This is a genomic window from Nocardia cyriacigeorgica, from assembly GCF_029868385.1.
In the GTDB taxonomy this organism is placed as follows: Bacteria; Actinomycetota; Actinomycetes; order Mycobacteriales; family Mycobacteriaceae; genus Nocardia; species Nocardia cyriacigeorgica_F.
In genome coordinates this window covers 1-20,188 of sequence record NZ_JARWNX010000006.1, presented here as the reverse complement: position 1 = coordinate 20,188, position 20,188 = coordinate 1, and the positions used below count along the sequence as shown (strand labels likewise).

Here is a 20,188-nt window from a genome sequence, read left to right as displayed (position 1 = left end):
TCGCGCAGGTCGGCAACCTGCTCGAGCGCCTCGCCGGTCTGAGCGGCGAGCGGGTGGTTGACCGCAGTCATGATTCGGAGCCTCCTTCGGGCGTGAGCGGCACATTATGAGTGGTCGTGATGGCCATGCGGTCACCTCGGATTGCAATGTTCGCCGTTTCGACGGCAAGGTTTCCAGCCCAGTGCGTTCGGACAATCCGGAGGATCGGTACGCCTGGTTCGAGCTCCAAGATCTCGGCCTCGTCCGGGGATGGCATCACCGCGCGGGTCTGCTCTTCCACCCGGTCGACATGAATCCCGATCTCGTCGAATCTTGCGATCACGCCTGGGTTGCCGCGCGTTCCGTCCACGGGTTCCTCGATGGGAGTGCCGGCGGTGACAGCCAGGGGCTCGTATTGGGTGCCGACCTGGATCGGCTTTCCGTCGACCATCCACAGGTACCTTGCCACGGAGACCGGATCGCCGAGGGAGATTTGCAGCCGGTCGGCAACGTCTTTCGATGCGTTTTCCCGCCACCGTTCCGCGGTCACTTCGTCATGCCAGCCGCCTGCTGCCGCTTCCCTCATATTCGGCGCCAGGCCGTCTGGGGTGCGGCTGTAGCGCGCAGTGCCGCGACGGAATAGCTCTTCGCGAGCACGTACCCGGACCCCGCGCCGTGGCGCCTTCGGGTCCGTGATCAGCACGCCTTCGCTTACAAGGGTCGAGATCGCTCGGACCAGAGCTCCTTGTGTCGGCGTGTCGTAATGCGCCATCAGTTCGCGAACTGGAGGCAGTCGGTCGCCCGGCATCCATTCGCCCTCAGCGACACGTCGTCGCAGGTCATCGGCGATATCGCGCCAGATCGTGCGAGGTGGCATCAGATCCCCTCTTCAAAGTTTGTTGATGAACAACTGTTGACTCTCTCGGTTTGTTCATGAACAATCCTCTCATACCGTTTGTTCATTAACAAACATCTGGGAGGTGGTTTCAGGTGAGATCCAGCATCGTCCCGATCGCGCTCTTGTTTGGACTGTTTGCGCTGTTCAGCGCGCCGCAGTTCGTGATCGGAACCCTGTTTTTCGCCGCTGCCGTGTTCGTCGGCGTGCGGTGGTTGACCGGCTCGACTCGGCGTCGGCGGGTGATGCGCTGATGCTCGGCCCGGTTGCGAGGACGGATGACGCGGCGATGCGAGCGATGAGCCGCGGGTTGCAGGCGCTGCCGCCGGGTGTGCGGTTGGTCGTGCTGGCTATCGGCCTGCTGGTCGCGATGGCCGGATGCACGGCGGCGTGGATTGATCAGCAGTCGTATGTGCCGTCGCCGAACATCTGCCGCGCGCACGAGACGGCCCGCACCGATTGCGTGCATGTGGAGCGTCCGGCGCCGACGGTGCAGCAGGCGGGGGTGGGTCAGTGATCGGCCCGAAGGATGTGCGGACCCGCGATCTTCCCGATCCGGACGGTTCCCGCTACGGCGTCCCGACCTACTACTGGGGCACCGCCCCGCAGGGTTTGGCGACCCGGCGGCAGCTGCGCGAGATGAACCTGCGCCCGAACGGTCAGGAGATCGCCGCGCAGACGGTCCGCCCGCGCCGGGGCCGGGAACCGCTGGCCGCGTACCTGTATCGGGTCGAGGGTGCCGCGCCGAAGCGTCAGGCTTCGCCAGCCCAGTTGGCAGCGCTCGCTCGCGCGACTCGTGCCCGGCAGGAGCTGGCGATGCGCCGCCACGGCGTGGACCCGACCCCGGAGCTGGAGCGGCCGGACATCAGCGATGAGCCGGTGTGGGACGGGTTCGAGCGATGACCCGCAGCATCCGCCGGAGGCACACACCACCGCGTGTGGATCGCCGTTCCGCTGCGCCGAAATCGCCGCAGGCTCAGCACGGTGTCGTGCCGACTCCGATCACCGAGATCCCGCATCTGGCCGAGGCGGCCCGCCGGCGCGGCGAGACCGACCGGGTGATCCGAGTCGATGCCGCACCGCAGCAGACGGTCCGGACCCCGGGCGCCCGCCCCGGTCAGTGGATCGGTTCGCGGCAGCCGGTGAAAACCCTGCACCCGCAATACCTCTCGTGGTCGGAGATCTCCGACGGCCCCGACGTAGACGACCTGATGGAAGGAGCGTTCGACCGATGAGCACCAACAAGGCCAAGCCCGCTGTGTGTCGGAGCAAGGTCCATGACAACGGGATTCCGTGGCGCTGCGACCGGCAGCAGGGACATCGCGGACAGCACCAGGTCCATTTCCCCGATTCGCGCAGCGTGCTCAAGTCGTGGGCCAACAAGGCCACCACGCCGAGCCTGCCCGAGTGGGAGGGGTTCGACCGATGAGCATCTGGCACAGGAAGGAATCGGCCGGGGCGGAGGTGGCCCGGCTGCGGAAGGCCTTGGCCGACCGCGACCGCGAGTTGTCGGATTTGCGTCGTCAGCTCGATGACGCCCTGGACCGGGAGTCGCTGCATGTCAACGCCCCGACGATGGAGCGGTTGACCCCGGCGGCGTCGATCGACCGCATCGGCCGTCCTCGCGCCTGCCACGCCGCCCCGACCAGGACCCCGGCGGGGGAGAAGCCGCAGCTTCGCGTGATCAACAACGTCAGCGAGTTGACGATCACCGCGCCCCGGATCGATCACGGCGTCTGGGAGGGGTTCGACCGATGAGTGTGCGTATCGGACCCCGCGATATGTGGGCGGTGCAGTGGTTGGCCGAGATGTACGGCGCGCCGATGAATGTGGTGGCCGAGCTGCTCGGGACCAGCGAGACCAACGCTTACCGCGTCGTCGGACGCTGGCGCGATGCCGGTCTGGTCAGCGATGACCCGATGCGGCCGGTCCCGGGCCCGATGTGGGTGGTTCCGACCGCCGCAGCTGCGTCCAGCTTGCTCGGATTCACGGTGCAGCGGTGGGTGCCGGGCCCGAAGGATGCCCGTCACGTGACGTTGACGGCGCGGGCGCGGATCGCGTTGGCGGGCCGCGAGATCGGCGAGGACTCCTGGAGTTCGGAGCGGATCCTGCGCCGTGAGGCCAACCGGAAGACGCCGTTCGGGTCGAGTGAGCCGCGGGCGCATCTGCATGACGGGCATTGGACCGACGACCTGGGCCGTCTGCACGCGATCGAGATCGAGCTGACTCGCAAGGGCAGCGCCGATATCCGCGACACCGTGTCGGCCGCGTACGCGGAGGCGAAAAAGGCCGGCGCGGATTCCCTCATCTACTACTGCGCGACCGACGAGGTCCGCACCCGCGTGCAGACCACCGCGCAGAAGACGCTGCGCCCGGTCGCGGGTGATCCCGAATTCGTTGTCCGCCCGCTCGACGGGCTCCTGAACGTGAAGAACAACGATCAGACCGGAGGCGGTCTGGCTGCTGTTGGAGGTGCAGCATGAACGACTTTCACACCGCCCCGCCGGCGGATTGCCAGATGATCGACTTCCGCGCCGAATGCGAAGTGGTCTACCCGTCGAGCGTTCAGGTGCCGGTCACCACGACCACGCAGGCCGAGGGTGTGCCGGAGGTGACGCCGGAAGCTCCGCCGATCCCGGGCGCAGATTCCGGTCCGCTGTCGTGGCTGGATGATCTGCACTTGCCGGACCCGACGACGATCACCGGCGAGGGCGTCTTGGACGCGCTGTCGGTGGCCGGGGTGTTCGGCGGTTCGGTGGCCGCGGTCGCGGCTGGCGCGCTCGCCGCATCCTGGTGGTGGGCATGGACCCCGGTTCGGTTGCGCAACTTCGCGATCGGGTCGGCGTGCGTGCTGCCGGGTTCGGCGGCGCTGTTGGAGGGTTGGAACGGCCCGCAGTCGCAGGTGTTTCAGGCGGTCAACGAGATCGTGACCGGTGCGGCTCCGCAGGGTGCGGCAACGGCGGCGATCGCGACTGTCCCGGCTGGGTGGGCGGTGGCGTCGCTGGCGCTGGCGAAGTTCAACGACCAGCTCGAAACTCGGGGGCTCAAGTCCCCGACGCGGACCGAGCGGATGCTGTGGGCGCGGCGTCGCCGGGAGATGGCGGCAGCGACACGGTTGTCGGCGACGGCGTTGCCGCTGTGCGCTGGCACGGTCTCGCCGCAGCCGGTGATCGGCCGCGCGGCGACCACGTCGTCGACGGCCCCGGCCCGCAGCGTGCTGGGCCGGATGCGGGGTCACAACGAGTCGCTGTTCACGGTGCCGTGGCTGGCGATGCGCGAACATTTCGTCGCGGTCGGTAATCCGGGTTCGGGTAAGACGACGATGATGATCCGCGCGATCATCGCGTTTTGGGCGACGGCGTGGCGGATGCATGGGCAGTGGTGGCGCAACGACCGGCCCGGTCGCCCGCTGGCGATCATCATCGACGTCAAGGGTGCCCGCGACGCCCGCAAGACCTTCGGCAAGGTCAAGGCCTCGGCGATGGCGATCGGGATCCCTGAGGACCGGATCGCGAACTGGCCCGATGATGTCGAGCTGAGTCTGTGGCAGGGCGAGGCCCCGGAGATCTCCACCCGCATCGAGGGCCTGGTGGGTGCTGGGATGTCGACCGACAACGTCGACCCGGCCGAGGCCTACTACCTCCAGATGCGCAAGGCCGTCATACACCTGGTGGTCGACGCCCCGGACCCCGACAACGACCTGGAAGACGGCGAAGCGCCGCCGCGCACGTTCTTCGAGTACCTCGCGCGGATGAACAAGGCCGAGCTGGAACGCCGGTGGGCGGGCTACGCCGACGAGCTGGCCGCGATCAACGCCGTGACCGCGAGCCAGAAGAACCCGGTGCTCGATGGTGAGCGGACCGCGATGCTCAACCTCGCTCGCGAGCTCGGGTCGGCGTTCGACGGCGATGCGCTGCTCACCGATTTCGACGTCGTGTACTGCTGCCTGGAAGGCATCACCGCCCCCTTGGTCGCCCAGGCGCAGTTCGGTGCGCTGGTGGCGATGCTCCAGGCGTTGGCCGGCACCGACCACGGGCGTTGCATCCAGCTGTTCTGCGACGAGTTCGCGCAGGTCTGCGGCAATTCCGGTGCGGCCCGCATCGTGGAGCTGCTGCGGTCGGCCGGTATCGGCTCGGGCTGGTTCAGCCAGTCCTGGATGGGCCTCGGTGCCGACGACGACCAGCGCCACCGCCTCGTGGATTCCTGCTCCGGCGGCATCTTCGCGATGCGGTCGAATTCGGCCGGCGCTTTGGCCGAGAAGATCGGCACCCGCCGCAAGTCCGCCATCTCCCGCAAGGTCATCGGCGGCGGCAAGTTGGGCGACGAGGGCAACGTGCAGATCGAGGACTCCTTCATCGTCGGCCCGGCCGTGATGGCCGATTTCGGGCCCGGCGACATCGTCCACGTCCGGAGCGGCCAGGCCAAGTTCGGCCACGTCTCCGAGCTGAATTCCACGACCCTGCGGCCTCTTCCGGGGCTCGCGAAATCCACCATCCCGGCCGAATCGGTCGACCTCACGAAAGGCGCAGCGTAAATGAGCATCGATCCCAACGAGAGCCGCGAGGACCAGTGGGTCCTGGCCAAGCTCGACGCCGACCTGTCGGCCGACAAGACCTTCACCAAGAACGTCGAGAAAATCGAACGCTCCCAGGCGATCACCCCGACCAACAAGGCCGAGACCTGGGTGAACCCGACCCTGGAGCGGGTGCAGACCGGCCGGGACCGGCTGCGGATCTGGGCACCCGGCCTCGCCGGAACCGCCGTCGTCGGTGTCGTACTGATCGGGCCCGGACCGCTCGATATCCCGTTGACCGGCCCGCTCATCGCTTACGGCATCGCGTTCGCCGCGTTCGGGTGGTGGACCGCCGCCGGACGCCCCGGACCCCGCGACAGCGCCGCCCTGCTCATGCGCGCCGGAACCACGATGGCCCGCTGGATCGCCGTCGCCGCCGTCGCGGTGGCCGGGGCCACGGTGAAGGCCGGCCGCATCGTCGGCAACGCCGCGAGCGCCCCGGTCCGCCGCGCCCGCACCGCCGAACAGTCCTGACCTCAGCAAACCCGTTCAGTAACACCAATTTCGGAAGGAAACCATCATGAACCGCAATCTCATCCAGACCGCCATCGTCGCCGTTGCTGCCGACGCCGCCGTGATGGCGGTGGTCTTTGCCGCGGCCTATGTGGTCGACGCCAAGACGCGCCGCCGAACTCGCGAGCTTCTGGCGGCCTCGGAAGCACGGTCTACCGCCCTGCGGTCGACCTTCCCCGAGTCGATGGAAGTGGTTGATTCGTTGTCTGAGGCCGAGCAGGACGAGTTGCGCATGCTGCGGAAGGCAGAGGCGGGCGAGATCGACTTCCCCGAATACTTCCCGTCGCACAACGCGTATCAGGCCGCTATCAGCGGATACAACCCCGATCTGCTGTCCGGGGACACGGCGGATCTGCGGTCGTTGACGATGAAAGCTCTGGTCAGCGAGATCACCCACGCGAAAGCTCAACTGCGGCAGATCCGCGACGCCGTACCTGTGTCGCATGAGCACTACGGACCGGAGCGCTCGGTAATCGAGATGTGGGTATCGCACCTCGGGGCGCTGAAAGAGGAGTTCTGCCGCCGTAGCAACTGGCGCAACAGCTTGTCGGAACTGGACCGCGCCATCGCGGACGCCGCGTACATGGGCGTTATCTGCTCGCGCGATGAGTGGCGGTCTCCCGGAGCGGCTGCCGTCGAGGTCACCGACGAGGACGACCCCAATCACTGGTCGTGGGATTCGCGGACGTGCATCCATTGCGACGCTGACGCGTTCCGTGTGGACCCCGACACCGCCGAGTACCGGTGCGCGGGTTGCGGGGGTCGTTTCATGGCCCGCCCGCACGACTGGCCGGAGAACGAGTGGGAGAGCTACCGGCAGCGCGTGCAGGCCGAGACCTACATCAGCTTCGCCGACTGATTCCCCGATCCCCCGATTGATCACACGAAGGAGAAACCGTTATGTCTGATCTGAGCGTCGAAGACGAGATGACCCGCGATATCGCGCGTTTGGGCCGGTCGGCCGCTGCGGTGGTGGCGGCGTGGCAGGCCCGGAATCCGGGCGCGAAGAAGATGCCGCGCAAGGTGGCGACCGAAGCGCGGATGGCGTTCAAACGCGATCAGAAGGCCGCGCTCCAGGCCTTCCGCGAGGACATGAAAGCCACCGAGGCCCGCAGGTTGCGGGAGCGGGAGCTGGTGCGCGGTGAGATCGAGCGCCAGATCCGGATGCATCGCGGCGGCAGCATCAGTGTCCGCCGGCACCCGGCCAGCACGCCGGAGAAGTGGGTGGAGCAGCAGTGGCGGCTGGCTCGTGATCGTGAGCAGATCGAGCAGACGATCGCGGGGGCTCCGCACCTGAGCGAGGCCGAGCGCGGCCAGGCGGTGATGGCGTTGACGACCGCGCACTACACCGACGACCCGAAGGCGAAGATCCGGCCGGTTTGGAGCAAGAATCCGTCGACGGGGATCTCGGCGGTGAAAGAGCGGCTGGCGGCGCGGATGTCGCGGGTCAAGCTGGGTATGGAGCGTCAGCTCGACCGCTACCGGGATCGGCGGAACAAGCGGCCCGAGCTGGTGTTGCAGCAGCAGCCGGTGAATGCGTACTGGACCCGGCAGCAGGCCACGACGCCGCCGGATCTGGCTCGGATCGAGCAGTTGCAGCGTCAGCTCGCCGCCGATCACGAGCGGCAGCACAAGCTCATCTCCGAGCGGGATCAGTTGCAGGCCAAGGTCGACGACCTCGGGGCCCGGTTCCTGGATTCGCAGCGGGAGTACCGGTCGATGGCCGAGCAGGTCGCCCAGCGAGGCAGGGAGCTCACCGACATGCACGCCGAGCTTCAGCGGGTGCGTGGTGAGCGTGACCAGCTCCAGCAGCAGGTCCAGCCCCCGAAGTCGGCGAAGTCCCCGAAGGCGCCGGAGACTCCGGCCGCTCCGGAACAGCCCGCGCCTGCGGCGAAGTCCTCGGTGGGCCGGGGTCGTAAGACGTCGACACCGTCGGCCCCGGCCGCGCCGTCGACGCCGGAGGTTCCGACCGATCCTGGCGTGAAGAGTTCGGTCAAGCGTGGCGCGCGGTCGGGGTCGCGGGCTCGGAAAGCGCCGGCGATGGCGTCGACGCCGGAGCGGGAGATGGTCGGCGCAACCGCCGGCGCGGCAGTCAACGGTGCAGTCAATGGTGCGGTGCGCGGCGCGGCAGCGGCGTCGAAGATCACCCGCCGCGGCAAGGGCGCACCGACAGCGCCGGAGGCTCCGCAGATGTCGAACCAGCCCAGTGCCCCGGCAGCGCCGAGCGTTCCGGATGACATTCCGTTGCCTCCGGAGCCGCCCAGTGTTCCGGAGCCGCCTGAGATGGATTTCGACCGATGAGCACGGCGAACCCGGTCGCGAAGGCGCGGGCGCAGACGCTGAAGCTGTCGCGGTGGTGCGCGGGCGCGATCGTGGTCGGTTCGTTCGCGCTGAGCGCGTTCGCGTTGTTCGAACTTGCGAAGATGGCGCACATCCCGGCCTGGTTGGCGTGGATTTGGCCGGTCACGGTGGACGGGACCATCTTCCAGGCCACCGCCGCTGTGCTCGCGCTGGCGGGGCGTAAGGGTGAGGAGGCCCGGTCGGCGCGGCGCTGGTTCCAGTGGGTGCTCGCCGGTGGGGTGATCGTGTCGATCGGTGCGAACGTGCTGCATTCGCAGACCGCCGGCGCCGCGCTGACGTGGTGGCAGGTCGCCGCGGTCGCGGTCGTGCCACCGATCCTGCTGCTGGTCGCCACGCACGGCGTGACGATCCTCGGCGGCCTCCACACCGACAGCGAGCAGCAGCAGGGCGCCGACGATGTCGACCAGGCGCCCGAGGTCGAGCAGGCCGGGCCGGTCGACACCGATGTCGAAGTGCCGGCCGAACCGGTGCGGATCTCGGTGGAACGGACCGACCGGCTCGACCTCGAGCAGGGAGCCCCGCAGGTCGAGGTGGAGCCGTTGCGGGAGTTGGAGACCGCGGCGAAGCAGACCGCGCGACGCAAGCCGGTGACGCAGCGGGATCCGGCGCGGGTGTTGGAGGCGCAGAAGCTGGCCGAACAAGACGTGCCGGTGGATGTGATCGCCGAGCGGTTGGAGGTGTCCACGCGCACGGTGCGCCGGTATTTGCAGGTCGAGGTGACCGAGACCGTGACCGAAACGCCGCAGCCGCAGCAGCGTCCGCAGTTGGTGGCGGTTGGTGGGGAGGTGGTCAACGGATGACGAACCGGGTGGTGAGGGGGCGTACGGGTGGTTTCTCCCGCGTCAAGAGCGCCGATGGCGTCACTGGCGTGAGTGACCCTCTTGACCCGCGAGCCTCCACCACCCTCCCAGCAGGCCCCGAGGGGCAGGCGGTGTGCCTGCCCCGCTCAATCCCTCACCACACGGATATTCGAAGGAGTTCCGAAATGACCATCATGACCGACCTGGACGCCATCAACGCCGACCTCATGGGCGGTTCGGCCCGTTCGGCTTTCGGCCGCGACGTGGAGGCCGGCACCGAGATCTCGGGCGAGATCATCTCGGTGCTGCGCCGTCAGCGCCGCCACCGCGAGACCGGCGAGCCGTTGTTCTGGGTGAATCGGAAACCGGCCGTGGCCGAGTCCGGGCGGCCGGTGCTCGACAGCATCGTGATCGTGCAGACCGATCTGCAGGACGACGACGAGGACGACGGGCTGCGGTCGGTCTACCTCGACCGTGACGTGCAGACCGCGTTGCGTGCGGGTCTGCGTCGGGCCCGGGTGGGTGGTATCGAGATCGGCGGATACCTGGACGGGCTGATGTTCGTCGGCCCGAACGAGAAGGGCGCCGGCCGCGTCTATGACCTGAAGGAGTACCGCCGTCCGGCGTAGCCTCTGGCTCGATTCGAGTGCCCTCGGCCCGTTTGGGTCGGGGGCACTTTCGTGTTCCCGGGCAGTGCTGGGCGCGTCGGGTGCCCTACCGGACCGACCTCCCGCAGCCGGGTTCCGTGATCTCGAGTCCCGGCGTGGTCGTCTGGCTGTGGTTGCGCCCGGTCGCGGGTTCGGCCGTGATCGTTGCATCCGGTCGGTGGCGGTGTCGGCGCACTTTCCGCGATCGGGCGTGACAGGGCCGGCGCTCACCAGTTCTCCTTCTCGGCCGGGACGGACGATCTGCCGAAGGCTTACCTCACTGCCGGGGCACTGCAAAGGGCGCTCCTTCGTCGCGTCGCTGACGCGATGGCCTGACGGCCACCCTTTTCCGCACCCCGACAGCGAGGTACGGGCGAGCCCAGATCGACCGCCCCGCCCGAGAAGGAGCCCCGCCATGATGCACCCCGACGTTCACTACACCTGCTCGATCCGCGGATGCGCCGACACCGCCACCGACCTCTACAGCTTCGAGTTCGGCGGCCGCACGGTCCACCGCCCGAAGTGCCGGCACCACTACGACATCGCCCTCCACAACGACTGGGCCCTCGAGCACTACGACCCCGCCGGCCACTACGACTAATCCGACGAGGGGGCTTCGGCCCCCTTTCCTCGGCCCTCGGTATTCGTGTGCGCGCTGGGTGGTTCGGTCGCCTCTGCCTGTAGCCCGTTCTTTGCCCGCTCCCTCCATCAGCGAAGCCGGGCGGCGGGTCGGCTGGGTCAAGGGTGGCCGCCAGGCCATCGCCGGAGGCGACGCGCAGCGCCCTTGAGGCAGTCGGGCCGGCGACCCACAATCTGACCGCTGAGGGAGCGGGCCCCGGGCCCGTTCGGCACCTCGAGGCACGGTGGTTCGGCCGGCGGATCGCTCGGCCGGACCGGATCAAGATCACCCCAGGTCCGAGGCTTGCTGTTCGGGGTGTTGATCAAGAAACGGTCGGCGAGTTGGCCGGATTTCGTTTCATGATCACTTCGTGGGGTCCACTCTCTTCAGATACCTCCCCTGACCTGGGTTTTTGCCGGTGGGCCCCTCCCACCCACCTGAATGGAGATCAAATACCCACTGCGTGCGCATTTGATCTCCATTCAGGTGGGTGGGAGGGGCAGTTGGGTGGGTGGTTGGGTAAGGGGAGGTATCTGAAGAGAGTGGAAAAGAGAAAAGAAAAGACTCTGGTTGCGTTGGCATGTAATCGGTGCGTTGGGCAGTTGGTTGCGTTGGGAGACGGTCCGACGCCTGCGGCGCCGCTTGCAGTGGTGACGTCGTGCGCGGAGGCTGCGGTCTACAGATTCGCGGCTAGGTAGCTGAGTTGCGGTGAGCTGGGGCGTGTTCCGGTTTCGTGGGTGGTGCGACAGCGTGAACGCTGTCGTCCGCGAGACAAGCTCGCGCCTGCGTTCCGCACGGTCCGCCGTGGTGGGGGCGCCTCACCGCTCGGCCTGATCTGGGGCTATCACACGGACACCGAACATCAAGGGCGCCTACGGCGTCGCTACGCGATGGCTGCGCCACCCTTGACGCCCGGCGCCCGCGTGATCGAGACGCCCCAGGCCGACCGGAGAGACACCCCCACCACGACAAACACGCGCTCCACTCCGGTAGAGCCTCGCGACCTCCGGCCGCGCACGGGGCACCGCCCCGGACCCGGCTCCTCGCCGGAGGGGCAGGCGCTCCCAGAGAGCCAGGGCGCGGACCAACACGCTCGGTTGGTCTACCGCAACTCCACAGCCCGGACAGGTGGACAGCGTGGACACGTGGACAACCCGACCGGCGGACAACCGGGCTACCGGACACCAGGACCCGGACGGGTGGACAGCGTGGACACGATGACCACCCGACCGGCGGACAGCAGCGCTACCGGATATCAGAGCCCGGACAGGTGGACAGGGTGGACACGGTGACAACCCGACCGTCCGGACAGCGACGTGGACAACGGTGGCGGACAGCAGGTCTACCGCGACTTCAGGGCCCGGACAGGTGGACAACGTGGACACCGACAGCAACCCGACCGGCGGACAGGCTCCCCCGCAGGTTCGATTCTTGCCGGGACACGGCATCATGCTGCCGATCGGCCACAGGGTTCACGGGCGAGTGCCGCCATGGACAGCTGGCCACCTGAAGGACAGGTGGGTGGACAACCGAGCCGGGCGGCATGGACACCGTGACAACCGGACCGGCGGACAGCACTTCGCCGCGGACAGGTGGACAGCGTGGTCACGGTGACGACTCGACCGGCGGATAGCAGGTCCCGTGCCTGGCTGTCGCGGGTTCGAGTCATGTCCCGATCTCGGGACATCCGTATGTCGACGGACATCGAATCGGACATATGGACGAGATCCAGCCAGGCCAAGCCCGAGCCATCGCACGATGGGCACCTGTTCGTGTCCGAGTCGCGCTGATGGTCACTTACGGCCGGCCGCAGCTACGCCGCAGGCAGCGCCGGGTCATGGTCCAGCGCCTCTAGTTCGGAGTGTGTATGGGCAAGTAGGTGTGTCCATACATGGCCCACACACACGTAATCAGCGTGTGCACCTCGGGTATGGGCGTGTCACCCAGTACGGTCCTGCTGTGCGCATCTATGCAATTGCCAACCAGAAGGGCGGTGTCGGCAAGACTGTCGACACCATCAATTTGGCTGCGGTCCTGAGGGAACGGGGACGTCGTGTCCTGGCTCTCGATTGGGACCCACAGGGACATCTCACGGAAGCGATCGGCGCGAAGCCGGCCGAGGGCGCCACCCTGGCTCGTGCCCTGCTGGGGCAGTGGAGTGGTGAGCTCGCCGATCTGGTGCAGCAGGTTGACGGCGGTCTGTTCGTGATGCCGACTTCCGACGACATGTTCCTGCTGGAGCCGCAGATGTACGGGCGGTCCGGGCGGGAGTACCTGTTGAGCCGGTTCCTCGAGGCGCTGGTCGGGATCTTCGACGACATCGTGATCGATTGCCCGCCGTCGCTGGGTGCGCTCAACGACAACGCACTGGTGGCCACTCGTCGTCGCCCGGCTGGCGATCCGGTCCAGGGCAGGATCGTGATCCCGGTGCAGGCCGAGGATTCCAGCATCAAGGCCCTGCGGTTGTTCCTTCGTCAGATCACGACCCTGCAGCAGGCGCTGAGCATCGAGCTCGATATCGCGGGCCTGGTCGTCAATCTCTACGACGGCCGCAAGGGGCGTATCGCCACCTCAACGCTGGAAGCGTTCCAGAACCACCCGTTGGGTGTGCTGGCGGTGTTCAAGGATCTCAAGGAGGTACGCGAGGCGTGGCGGTTGCGCACCACGGTGATCGCGCATGCGCCGGCCAGCGAGACCGCCAACGGTTTCCGCGAGCTCGCGGACCGGCTGGATCCCGAGCTGGCGAAGGCGGTGGTGTGATGAATCCCCGCGAGCCACTCCCCGCGCCGGACCTCAGCGGCACCGATCCGGACGAAGTGCTGCGGTCACGCATCGACATGTCCATCCCGCCCGACCCATCGTCCACACCTGCCCATACACAGGTAAGGACGGGTAAGGGCCGTGTAGGGGCAGGTAAGGGCACCCGACCGGACCCCAAGGGAATGCGCCGCGCGTCGTTCTACGTCACCGAGAAGGCCGCGGCTGCGCTCGACCGCGCCGCCGATCAGATCGTGCAGGTACTCGGCGACGGCACGCCCCGGCACGTAGCTCTATCCGCACTGATGCTGGCCGGCGCCGGCCAAGCGGATGCCGTGGTGCAGGAGTTGGCCCGGCAACGCGCTGCGGAGCTGGCTGCTCGCCTGGCTGCTCTGCCGTCCGTACCCGAGTAGTACCCGCCCATACTCCGAATGTGGGTGTGTATGGGCGGGTATGGATGAATCGTGGGGGTGTGGAAGTAAGTGGTTACTTACTTCTGGTCAGCAGGATCGGAACCCCTACCTGCGCACGCCGAATGAATTCGACTCTCGCAGAAGACCCGGTACGTACGATCGCAGTCGAAGCCGCTGCCCACATGAGGCAGCCACAGACGGAGGGGGGACGGGTGCGCAATTTCGGTCATAAGAAGTGGTCGCCGGACGGTTCGCGGCCGCACGTTTGGATCCGGTCGGAGTTCGATTCTCTTGCCGCGCAGATCGTGGACGGCCCGTTGCGGACCGGGTCGTCGAGCCCGCTCGATGACTGGTATCCGGGATGGCGCGAGATCGTGGTGCCGGCCTGGGAGCAGCACCTGACCCTGGCGTGGGTGGACATCCCGACCCGTGACACCAGCCGGTTCCCCACAGCGCTGGCGCACCGCGCCGCTTCAGGGTTGTGGTCCGCGCTCGAAGAGTTCCCGCCGGCCACCCTCACCGCCACCGGTGTGGTCGCCTCCGCGCACGGCGTCCAGCTCCAGATCGAACGCACACCCGAGTTGACGCAGCTCGCCGCGACGGCGGTCGCCGAGCTGCTCGGTGTGTACGGGTTGAGCGCCACCGTGCACGGAGCCGAGGACGATTGGACGCCGCACATCACGCTGGCGCACGGCGTCGCCGACGTCGACACCCCCACCGGGCCGGTGCCGCTGCCGGCCGATCTGCGCATTCCCCCTCAGGATGTGCGCAAAGTCGTGGTCATCGACCATGACACCTGGCCCGACCCGACCGCCGGCCTCGGTCCGCTGTGGGACGATCTCGAGATCCCCGTCGACCACACACGATTCCGGCAGCGCAACGCCGGAAGGGGGCCCACACCACCCTGGAACGGGATCACCTCAGGACTACTCGGTCGCACGTAGACGCACAACCGGCCACGGGTTCAGAGGTTGACCGCGCCCGGCCATCGGCTGTCGCAGCCGTGCCGGTGCACCATCCAGGAATCCCAGCTCTTTCGGCGCTCCTCGGCTTCCTGCTCGCGTTGGTAGCGGTCGATGCATTCCTGCGAGCATGCCCACTGGCCTCGGGTCTGCTCGCTCGGCCCGATGACGGTGCGGCACACGCTGCATTTGTTCATCACCACGCGCGGCCCGTGGATCGCTGCCTCTCGGCGCCACTGCTCGACCAGGGCTTGGCTGCGGGCGCGCTCTTGAGCGACCCACCGGCCGTACTCCGGATCGATGTAGCCCGCGGACCCGTCGTCGTGCTCCATACGAGCAGCCTAAGCGCTGTCCTCGGGCGGCGCGGAGAAGATCTGGTCGGGCAGCACGGTCGACATGTACTTCTCGCCGAGCCCATTCCGCATCCAGACGATGTAGGCCCGTGGGGTCCAAGTCCGTCAGAACTGGCGGTAAGCCTGGCCGCACATAGTTTCTGGAGTCGTCGCACCCAGGAAGGGGCGCTTCCCCAGGTCGGCATAAGAGTTACCGCACATAGTCGGTACCTATGCGCGGTTACCGCTTAGCGCCGGTTTTCGCAGGAATGGGCTGGCCACCGGGAAACCTACCGGTCAGGACGTTGCCGATCACGTTAGCGCCGAATCCGGGCGGACTTGGACCCCACGGGCCATGTAGGCGCTGATCGGTCCGGTGCCGTCGCGTCCGCGGGCCGCGAGTCCGACGATGCCGGTGCGGCGGATCGCGTCGGGAGCCTCCGGCGAGCGCGGCCGGCTGTGCTTGTCGGCGTACCAGACCACCGGATCGCCCTCGGCAAACTCACGAACAGCATCGAACATAGTTTCGAATTCTATCGCGTCTAGCCGCCGGTAAGGGTCGGTTATCGGCGGACAGGAATCGACATCTTCCCCGGTCGAAACGCTGTCAGGAAACCCTGACAACCGATAGACTGTCAGGAAATCCTGACAGTAATCGAAGGGGAGAACACGATGGGACGACAGGACGAGACCGGACGACACGAGGGCTACGTCGCGCACGTCTTCGCCGATGGCATGTACGGCGGCGGATGGAGTGGTGGTGGGCCGACCGCGAACTACACTCCGGACGGTGTGCTGCTGCCCTACGAGCAGCGGCAGACCCGCACCGCCGACGAGATCGTCGCGTGGCGCCCGATCTGCGGCGGCCCCGGTGGCCGCTCATGCTGGCACGGCCAGCTGTGGGCCAGGGTCACCGATCCGGCCGAACACGATCCGGCGGCACGCAAGCTCTACAGCCCGTACATCACAGGCCCGGCCGAGGACGACGAAGACCTGATGATGCGGGAGTGGCAGGCCCACATCGCACCGATGCGCGGCACCGCGGACGTGGAGGACGCCGCCGCCGAGGTCGTCGAGGCGCAGCGCCGCCTGAATGAGGCGGTCGTGGCCGCGCGCGCCCAGGGCGCCTCATGGGAGGCGATCGGGCGGGCCGCCGGGATGAGCCGCCAATCGGCACACGAACGATGGTCCGCCGCCGCCGAGCATGCACGCGTCGCACTCGGCGGTGACGACGCATGAGCCTCGACCCGCACCAGCGCGCCCTCGAGCTCCAGCGCGATGTGATCAACGCCGATATCGCCGCGGGTGACCCGGATCTGGCCTATCCGTGGATGGAACCGCACGAATACCCAGACCCCGGGCTGTGGATCGCTGAGGCCAAAGAAGCCCTGCGTCTGCACCTGCTCGAACACCGGGACGTGCTCGGCGACCATCCGGACTGGCAGCCGCGCTACGCCGAGACCGACAACCCGCCCCCGCCGACACTCGTCGAATCGCGGTGGACCCGGGACCAGTTGCAGATCGCGTGGCCGCCCGACGATCCGCCGTTCTGAGCCGAACCCCGACGGTCATTCTGTAGGGCGATCCGTGGGGCCCTCGGTGGGGCGGTCGGTGGGGCGATTAAGACGCCCCACCTGCGGTGGCCGATCGCCGCAGCTCAGACCGGGAATCCGCGTTGCCACCGCTTCCCAGGCTGCCCTACACAGACGCGTCTGTGGCAAAGATCGGGGGCTCCGGCGGGGGGCGGGCGACTCCGGTCAGGCCCACCGGATAGCTGGCGCGTTTAGGCTGCGGGGACGGGGGTGCGCAGCAGCGCCGCGACCGATCCGATCCCGATGCCGAGCTCGTCGGCGATCTCGCGGTAGGAGGCGCCCTCGCGGCGCATCTGCTGCGCCCGCCGGCGCTTCTCGATGGCCCGTGACTCGTAGTCCTCCCGGGGTTCGGCGATCAGCCGCTGGATGGTTCGGGGGCTCGCTCCGAACTCTTCTGCCAGCTCACGAGCTGTCTTAGACCGTCGAACGGGGTTCTTGGCACCCATCGTCATCCCTCCATAGCGGCAGCAATGATCGCGGACTCATCGTAGATCGTGGCACGCTGGCGGTTCGCCTCGCGACGCGCGTCTGTCATCGTTTGACCAGCCTTACTGGCCTTCTCCCGTCGTTGGTCGGCGGTGAGCTTCGCGGCGGAGGCTCGGCCACGTCGGGCTTGTTCCTCGCTGAATGTGCGTTTGATTCGCCGCCAGGTCCAGGCCGAGATGGAGCGTGCGAGAGCGCGTACTTCGGTCGGGTCCATAGGGCCTTTGGTGTAGGCCGGGCCGATGATGTCGATGTTGCGATCCCAGGCGTGGTCATCGACCAGCTGATGCCATGCCGACCAGTCGTCGAAGTCGCCGCGGCGACGGTACGACCACTGGCGCACGAGGTCGAACAGGTCCACGTTTCGGCCGGTTCCGCTGCTCGCGAGCGCTTTTCGGCGTTCTTTGGTGGTGGAGTACTTTGGCAGCGCGCCGAGCTTGGAGATCGGGTGCCATAGGTCCTTGAGGTCATATACCGCGTAGTCGGGACCCCAGAGGGTCATGTGCTCGATGTGAGTGGGGTTCTTGGTGAATTTGTGTGCGTAGGCCACATCGCCCGCAAGGACGTTGTTCAGGCCGGCCTCGACGCGAGCGAGCAGGTGAACCGGTTCGCGGCGCGCCGGGTTGGTCAGGATGACCGGAGTCTTGAGTGCGTAGACGATGTGCCCGTCGCGAGTGTGTGGGTTCATCGCGATGTAGCTGGGTACGGGTAGTCCGCAGAGTGCGGCGATCTCGTCGGCCCGGCCGCCGTCGTGATCGGTGATGACGAGGGAGGTCATCGCCTTCGGGTTGCTCTCGAGGTACGGCAACGTGAGTGCGCGTTCACGCGTGGTGCGGTAGTACCCTCCAGCCTTCCGTCTCGCGGCCAGGGGGCGCTGTGGGCGCCAGTGCTCTTCGAACGGGAACGGGAGCGTCCAAACGTCGCCCTCGAGCTCCCAGTCCGCGTCCACTGTCATGGTCATGCAGTCTGCCCCCCGAACCCTCGATGATTAAGTACGACACGCCGACCAACCTAATCAGGTAGTTGTAGCTCCTCGGCTCTAGCGCCTGATCCCTGCTAGATCGAAATATGCAGCAATGCGCATATGCATATTAAACTATGATTCCTGTTCCCTTTGCGCTCGCGTACGTGAGGAAGTTGCTCACCTACGCGTGGGCTTATTTGAGATCCATCGTGCGAGTTGGGCGCCATCGGTATCGAAGATGATGTGGCGACATTGGACGGGGAGAGCTGCGAGGCGTGAATGCGTGACCCTTCCAGCAGGTCCGCCCATGACCGTGGGCGCCGTGGTGAGGCACAGTTCGTCGAGGACGTGATCGGCCGCGAGTTGGCCGGCCAACGTTGGCCCGCCCTCGCAGACGACCTTTTGCAACCCGAGCGTGGTCAGTTCGGCGACGATCGCACCGGTTTCGATGCTTCCGCTACCGAGCTCGATCACCGTCGCGCCCGCTGAACGGAGGTTTCGCTTCGCCGCCGAAGCTGCGTCGGTGGTCGTGAAGATTATCGGCGGTACCAGGGTGTTGGTCAGCAACCGAGATTCCGGATCGATGTCGGCGCGTCCGCTGACCACGGCGATTGGTGGGACGGGCGCCATGCCATCTGCTGCCCGCCGAGTGCGGCCGGCCTCCGATACTCGGATGCCGATGTAGTCCTCGGCGCGAATCGTGGAAGCGCCGACGAGTACAACATCGGCCAGCTCGCGCAGTAGCTTCAGGACCCGTTGATCCAGTGGATTGGTCAATCCGCTGCTGGTGCCGTCGGTGGCGATCGCACCGTCGACGGAGGCGACGAAATTCGCCCGGATCCACCGCCCGGACTCAGGAACCCGGTACAGCGAGACGAGGTCGTCATCTGCGAGGTCCTGAGCCCGGACGATCCGCGGCATAGCGAACGGTTCGGTCATCGCGGGCGGGCCTGCAACTCCATGCGACGCCCGACGTGGCCAATTTCGTATTGTTGACCGTCGACTTCAACTGCGCCGATGACGTGGTGGGTGTCGAACACTTCCACGACAGTTGGAGTTAGGCCACGGCCCCGGGCCGCGTCGAGCCAGTAACCGAGCCTGCGTTCATTCCAATCGTCCTTAAGCTCCGTAGGGTCCTCGGGCCGACGGTAATGGACAACGAACTCGGTTACCTGCGGGTCCCCGGTCTGCTTGAGCCTGAGCGCTCGTGAGGGGCGGGGTTCGTGCTGCAGGAGAGCCAGAAAGAGCCGTGTTGCTACAGCTTCGAAGGACTCCGTCATCGGGTCGGTATATGTTTGCGCACCCGGCAGTGCCGCAGCTGCTCGCCGTGCACCCGCTGCGAGCGTTCCCATGATCCCTGCCGATCGTTGGATTGGGCTCTTCTTGGCCCATGCCAGCGATTTGATCGACTCCGGTAGGAGTTGTTCGCAGGCGATCCGCAGGCACAGCTTGTCGACCGGTTCGCCTTTGCGCTCGCCGAACAACGCCGGAGGCGCAAAGGTTTCGGCGATCTCCCAGAAGCGCATGGTCTGAAAGACGTGAATGAACCGCGTTTCGTAGGTAGGGATCACTCGCGCTTGAAAGTCCGGTACCAGTCGGTCGTAGCGGAAGTTGTTGGCCGACTCTTTCCGGATGATCTGGTCCAGCTCGTCAACTGCCTCAGGTGAACCGAGAGGATGGCTCACCGTCTTACCTCCGGCCAGGATGGCATCCGCAGCCGAGCCGGTAAGGATCGGCCCGACGTTGGCCCGCTGGTCGAGGGCGTCGGCCGCAGCAATTAGCGGGATAGCGTACGTAACCTCCCAGAGTTCCGAGAGACGCAGGCGCGCCATAGCTTCGCGCGCGAGTGTGACCACGTCCTGCTCGTCAATATCGATGACCTCATGGGTCAACCCGAGGCCGGCCGCGGCTGCGGCAGCATTCGCCGTATCCGTACCGCCGGCCGCGCTGACCGTAACGGCGTGTGGCCGAACTCCGAGCGCCACGGCCGCCGCAGCGACAGCGATTGAATCAACGCCGCCGCTCAGAAGCACAACAGGATCGCCGGCCTGGGCCTGAAATACGGCCTGCAACCGCTCCAGAAGCTCGGTCTTCATGAGTGCAGCCGCCGCGCTCGGGTCGGCGAGTCGTCGCCGTTCCGGAGCGGGTGTCGCGATGTCGCGCAGGTCGGCAACCTGCTCGAGCGCCTCGCCGGTCTGAGCGGCGAGCGGGTGGTTGACCGCAGTCATGATTCGGAGCCTCCTTCGGGCGTGAGCGGCACATTATGAGTGGTCGTGATGGCCATGCGGTCACCTCGGA

26 protein-coding genes are annotated in these 20,188 nt (G+C 67.0%); 19 read left to right on the top strand and 7 right to left on the bottom strand.

The annotated features are described in order from the left end of the window. Nucleotides 1-67: 67 nt before the first annotated feature. On the bottom strand, nt 68-856 hold the full coding sequence (locus tag QH168_RS00300) for a GntR family transcriptional regulator (protein ID WP_280232300.1): 789 nt from the start codon (nt 854-856) through the stop codon (nt 68-70). A 113-nt stretch (nt 857-969) separates the two neighbouring features. Here QH168_RS00300 and QH168_RS00295 point away from each other — a divergent pair, with 113 nt between their 5' ends. From QH168_RS00295 to QH168_RS00215, 17 genes are all read left to right on the top strand, one after another. After that, nucleotides 970-1,128, top strand: a complete 159-nt coding sequence (locus QH168_RS00295) for a hypothetical protein (protein ID WP_280232298.1) — start codon at nt 970-972, stop codon at nt 1,126-1,128. Nucleotides 1,129-1,163: 35 nt separating this feature from the next. Continuing rightward, nucleotides 1,164-1,391, top strand: a complete 228-nt coding sequence (locus QH168_RS00290) for a hypothetical protein (protein ID WP_280232297.1) — start codon at nt 1,164-1,166, stop codon at nt 1,389-1,391. Next, a complete protein-coding gene (locus QH168_RS00285; RefSeq protein WP_280232296.1) occupies nt 1,388-1,777 on the top strand; it encodes an RRQRL motif-containing zinc-binding protein in 390 nt (129 codons plus the stop codon). The genes QH168_RS00290 and QH168_RS00285 overlap by 4 nt, the downstream gene beginning before the upstream one ends. A gap of 86 nt (nt 1,778-1,863) precedes the next feature. Beyond that, on the top strand, nt 1,864-2,109 hold the full coding sequence (locus QH168_RS00280; protein ID WP_280232294.1) for a hypothetical protein: 246 nt from the start codon (nt 1,864-1,866) through the stop codon (nt 2,107-2,109). Next, nucleotides 2,106-2,303 (top strand): hypothetical protein, encoded by a 198-nt coding sequence (locus tag QH168_RS00275; protein ID WP_280232292.1) that lies wholly within the window; start codon nt 2,106-2,108, stop codon nt 2,301-2,303. The genes QH168_RS00280 and QH168_RS00275 overlap by 4 nt, the downstream gene beginning before the upstream one ends. Then, on the top strand, nt 2,300-2,632 hold the full coding sequence (locus QH168_RS00270) for a hypothetical protein (protein ID WP_280232290.1): 333 nt from the start codon (nt 2,300-2,302) through the stop codon (nt 2,630-2,632). Before QH168_RS00275 ends, QH168_RS00270 begins: the two co-directional genes overlap by 4 nt. Next, nucleotides 2,629-3,357 carry a hypothetical protein gene (locus tag QH168_RS00265; RefSeq protein WP_280232289.1) on the top strand — a complete coding sequence of 243 codons (729 nt, stop codon included), beginning with the start codon at nt 2,629-2,631 and terminating at the stop codon, nt 3,355-3,357. Before QH168_RS00270 ends, QH168_RS00265 begins: the two co-directional genes overlap by 4 nt. Then, on the top strand, nt 3,354-5,408 hold the full coding sequence (locus QH168_RS00260; RefSeq protein WP_280232288.1) for a hypothetical protein: 2,055 nt from the start codon (nt 3,354-3,356) through the stop codon (nt 5,406-5,408). The genes QH168_RS00265 and QH168_RS00260 overlap by 4 nt, the downstream gene beginning before the upstream one ends. Beyond that, nucleotides 5,409-5,921 (top strand): hypothetical protein, encoded by a 513-nt coding sequence (locus QH168_RS00255; RefSeq protein WP_280232287.1) that lies wholly within the window; start codon nt 5,409-5,411, stop codon nt 5,919-5,921. Nucleotides 5,922-5,967: 46 nt separating this feature from the next. Beyond that, nucleotides 5,968-6,819 (top strand): hypothetical protein, encoded by an 852-nt coding sequence (locus QH168_RS00250; RefSeq protein ID WP_280232285.1) that lies wholly within the window; start codon nt 5,968-5,970, stop codon nt 6,817-6,819. Nucleotides 6,820-6,860: 41 nt separating this feature from the next. After that, the gene (locus tag QH168_RS00245; RefSeq protein WP_280232283.1) at nt 6,861-8,261 is read left to right on the top strand and encodes a hypothetical protein; all 1,401 of its coding nucleotides are present in this window, start codon (nt 6,861-6,863) and stop codon (nt 8,259-8,261) included. Next, nucleotides 8,258-9,121, top strand: a complete 864-nt coding sequence (locus QH168_RS00240; protein WP_280232282.1) for a DUF2637 domain-containing protein — start codon at nt 8,258-8,260, stop codon at nt 9,119-9,121. The genes QH168_RS00245 and QH168_RS00240 overlap by 4 nt, the downstream gene beginning before the upstream one ends. 185 nt (nt 9,122-9,306) lie before the next feature. Beyond that, a complete protein-coding gene (locus QH168_RS00235; protein WP_280232281.1) occupies nt 9,307-9,750 on the top strand; it encodes a hypothetical protein in 444 nt (147 codons plus the stop codon). Between the two features lie 433 nt (nt 9,751-10,183). After that, nucleotides 10,184-10,369 carry a hypothetical protein gene (locus QH168_RS00230; protein WP_280232280.1) on the top strand — a complete coding sequence of 62 codons (186 nt, stop codon included), beginning with the start codon at nt 10,184-10,186 and terminating at the stop codon, nt 10,367-10,369. A gap of 1,977 nt (nt 10,370-12,346) precedes the next feature. Next, complete coding sequence (locus tag QH168_RS00225; protein ID WP_280232279.1) at nt 12,347-13,147, top strand: ParA family protein; 801 nt, start codon at nt 12,347-12,349, stop codon at nt 13,145-13,147. After that, a complete protein-coding gene (locus QH168_RS00220; protein ID WP_280232278.1) occupies nt 13,147-13,557 on the top strand; it encodes a hypothetical protein in 411 nt (136 codons plus the stop codon). Before QH168_RS00225 ends, QH168_RS00220 begins: the two co-directional genes overlap by 1 nt. 212 nt (nt 13,558-13,769) lie before the next feature. Further along, complete coding sequence (locus tag QH168_RS00215) at nt 13,770-14,501, top strand: 2'-5' RNA ligase family protein (RefSeq protein WP_280232277.1); 732 nt, start codon at nt 13,770-13,772, stop codon at nt 14,499-14,501. 20 nt (nt 14,502-14,521) lie between these two features. On the opposite strand, the gene QH168_RS00210 is transcribed toward QH168_RS00215, so the two are convergent. Then, the gene (locus QH168_RS00210; protein WP_280232276.1) at nt 14,522-14,851 is read right to left on the bottom strand and encodes a hypothetical protein; all 330 of its coding nucleotides are present in this window, start codon (nt 14,849-14,851) and stop codon (nt 14,522-14,524) included. 312 nt (nt 14,852-15,163) lie between these two features. Next, nucleotides 15,164-15,373 carry a hypothetical protein gene (locus QH168_RS00205; RefSeq protein WP_280232275.1) on the bottom strand — a complete coding sequence of 70 codons (210 nt, stop codon included), beginning with the start codon at nt 15,371-15,373 and terminating at the stop codon, nt 15,164-15,166. A 150-nt stretch (nt 15,374-15,523) separates the two neighbouring features. Here QH168_RS00205 and QH168_RS00200 point away from each other — a divergent pair, with 150 nt between their 5' ends. Then, nucleotides 15,524-16,090, top strand: a complete 567-nt coding sequence (locus QH168_RS00200) for a hypothetical protein (protein ID WP_280232273.1) — start codon at nt 15,524-15,526, stop codon at nt 16,088-16,090. Further along, complete coding sequence (locus tag QH168_RS00195) at nt 16,087-16,404, top strand: hypothetical protein (RefSeq protein WP_280232272.1); 318 nt, start codon at nt 16,087-16,089, stop codon at nt 16,402-16,404. The genes QH168_RS00200 and QH168_RS00195 overlap by 4 nt, the downstream gene beginning before the upstream one ends. Before the next feature lie 230 nt (nt 16,405-16,634). On the opposite strand, the gene QH168_RS00190 is transcribed toward QH168_RS00195, so the two are convergent. The 4 genes from QH168_RS00190 to QH168_RS00175 all read right to left on the bottom strand — a co-directional run bounded on the left by QH168_RS00190 (nt 16,635) and on the right by QH168_RS00175 (nt 20,118). Then, entirely contained in the window at nt 16,635-16,889 is a 255-nt protein-coding gene (locus QH168_RS00190; RefSeq protein ID WP_280232271.1) for a replication protein RepB, read from the bottom strand. A gap of 2 nt (nt 16,890-16,891) precedes the next feature. Beyond that, nucleotides 16,892-17,887 carry a replication initiation protein gene (locus QH168_RS00185; protein ID WP_280232269.1) on the bottom strand — a complete coding sequence of 332 codons (996 nt, stop codon included), beginning with the start codon at nt 17,885-17,887 and terminating at the stop codon, nt 16,892-16,894. Between the two features lie 180 nt (nt 17,888-18,067). Next, complete coding sequence (locus QH168_RS00180) at nt 18,068-18,829, bottom strand: pyrimidine reductase family protein (RefSeq protein ID WP_280232267.1); 762 nt, start codon at nt 18,827-18,829, stop codon at nt 18,068-18,070. Further along, nucleotides 18,826-20,118 carry an asparagine synthase-related protein gene (locus tag QH168_RS00175; protein ID WP_280232266.1) on the bottom strand — a complete coding sequence of 431 codons (1,293 nt, stop codon included), beginning with the start codon at nt 20,116-20,118 and terminating at the stop codon, nt 18,826-18,828. The genes QH168_RS00180 and QH168_RS00175 overlap by 4 nt, the downstream gene beginning before the upstream one ends. Nucleotides 20,119-20,188 lie beyond the last annotated feature (70 nt).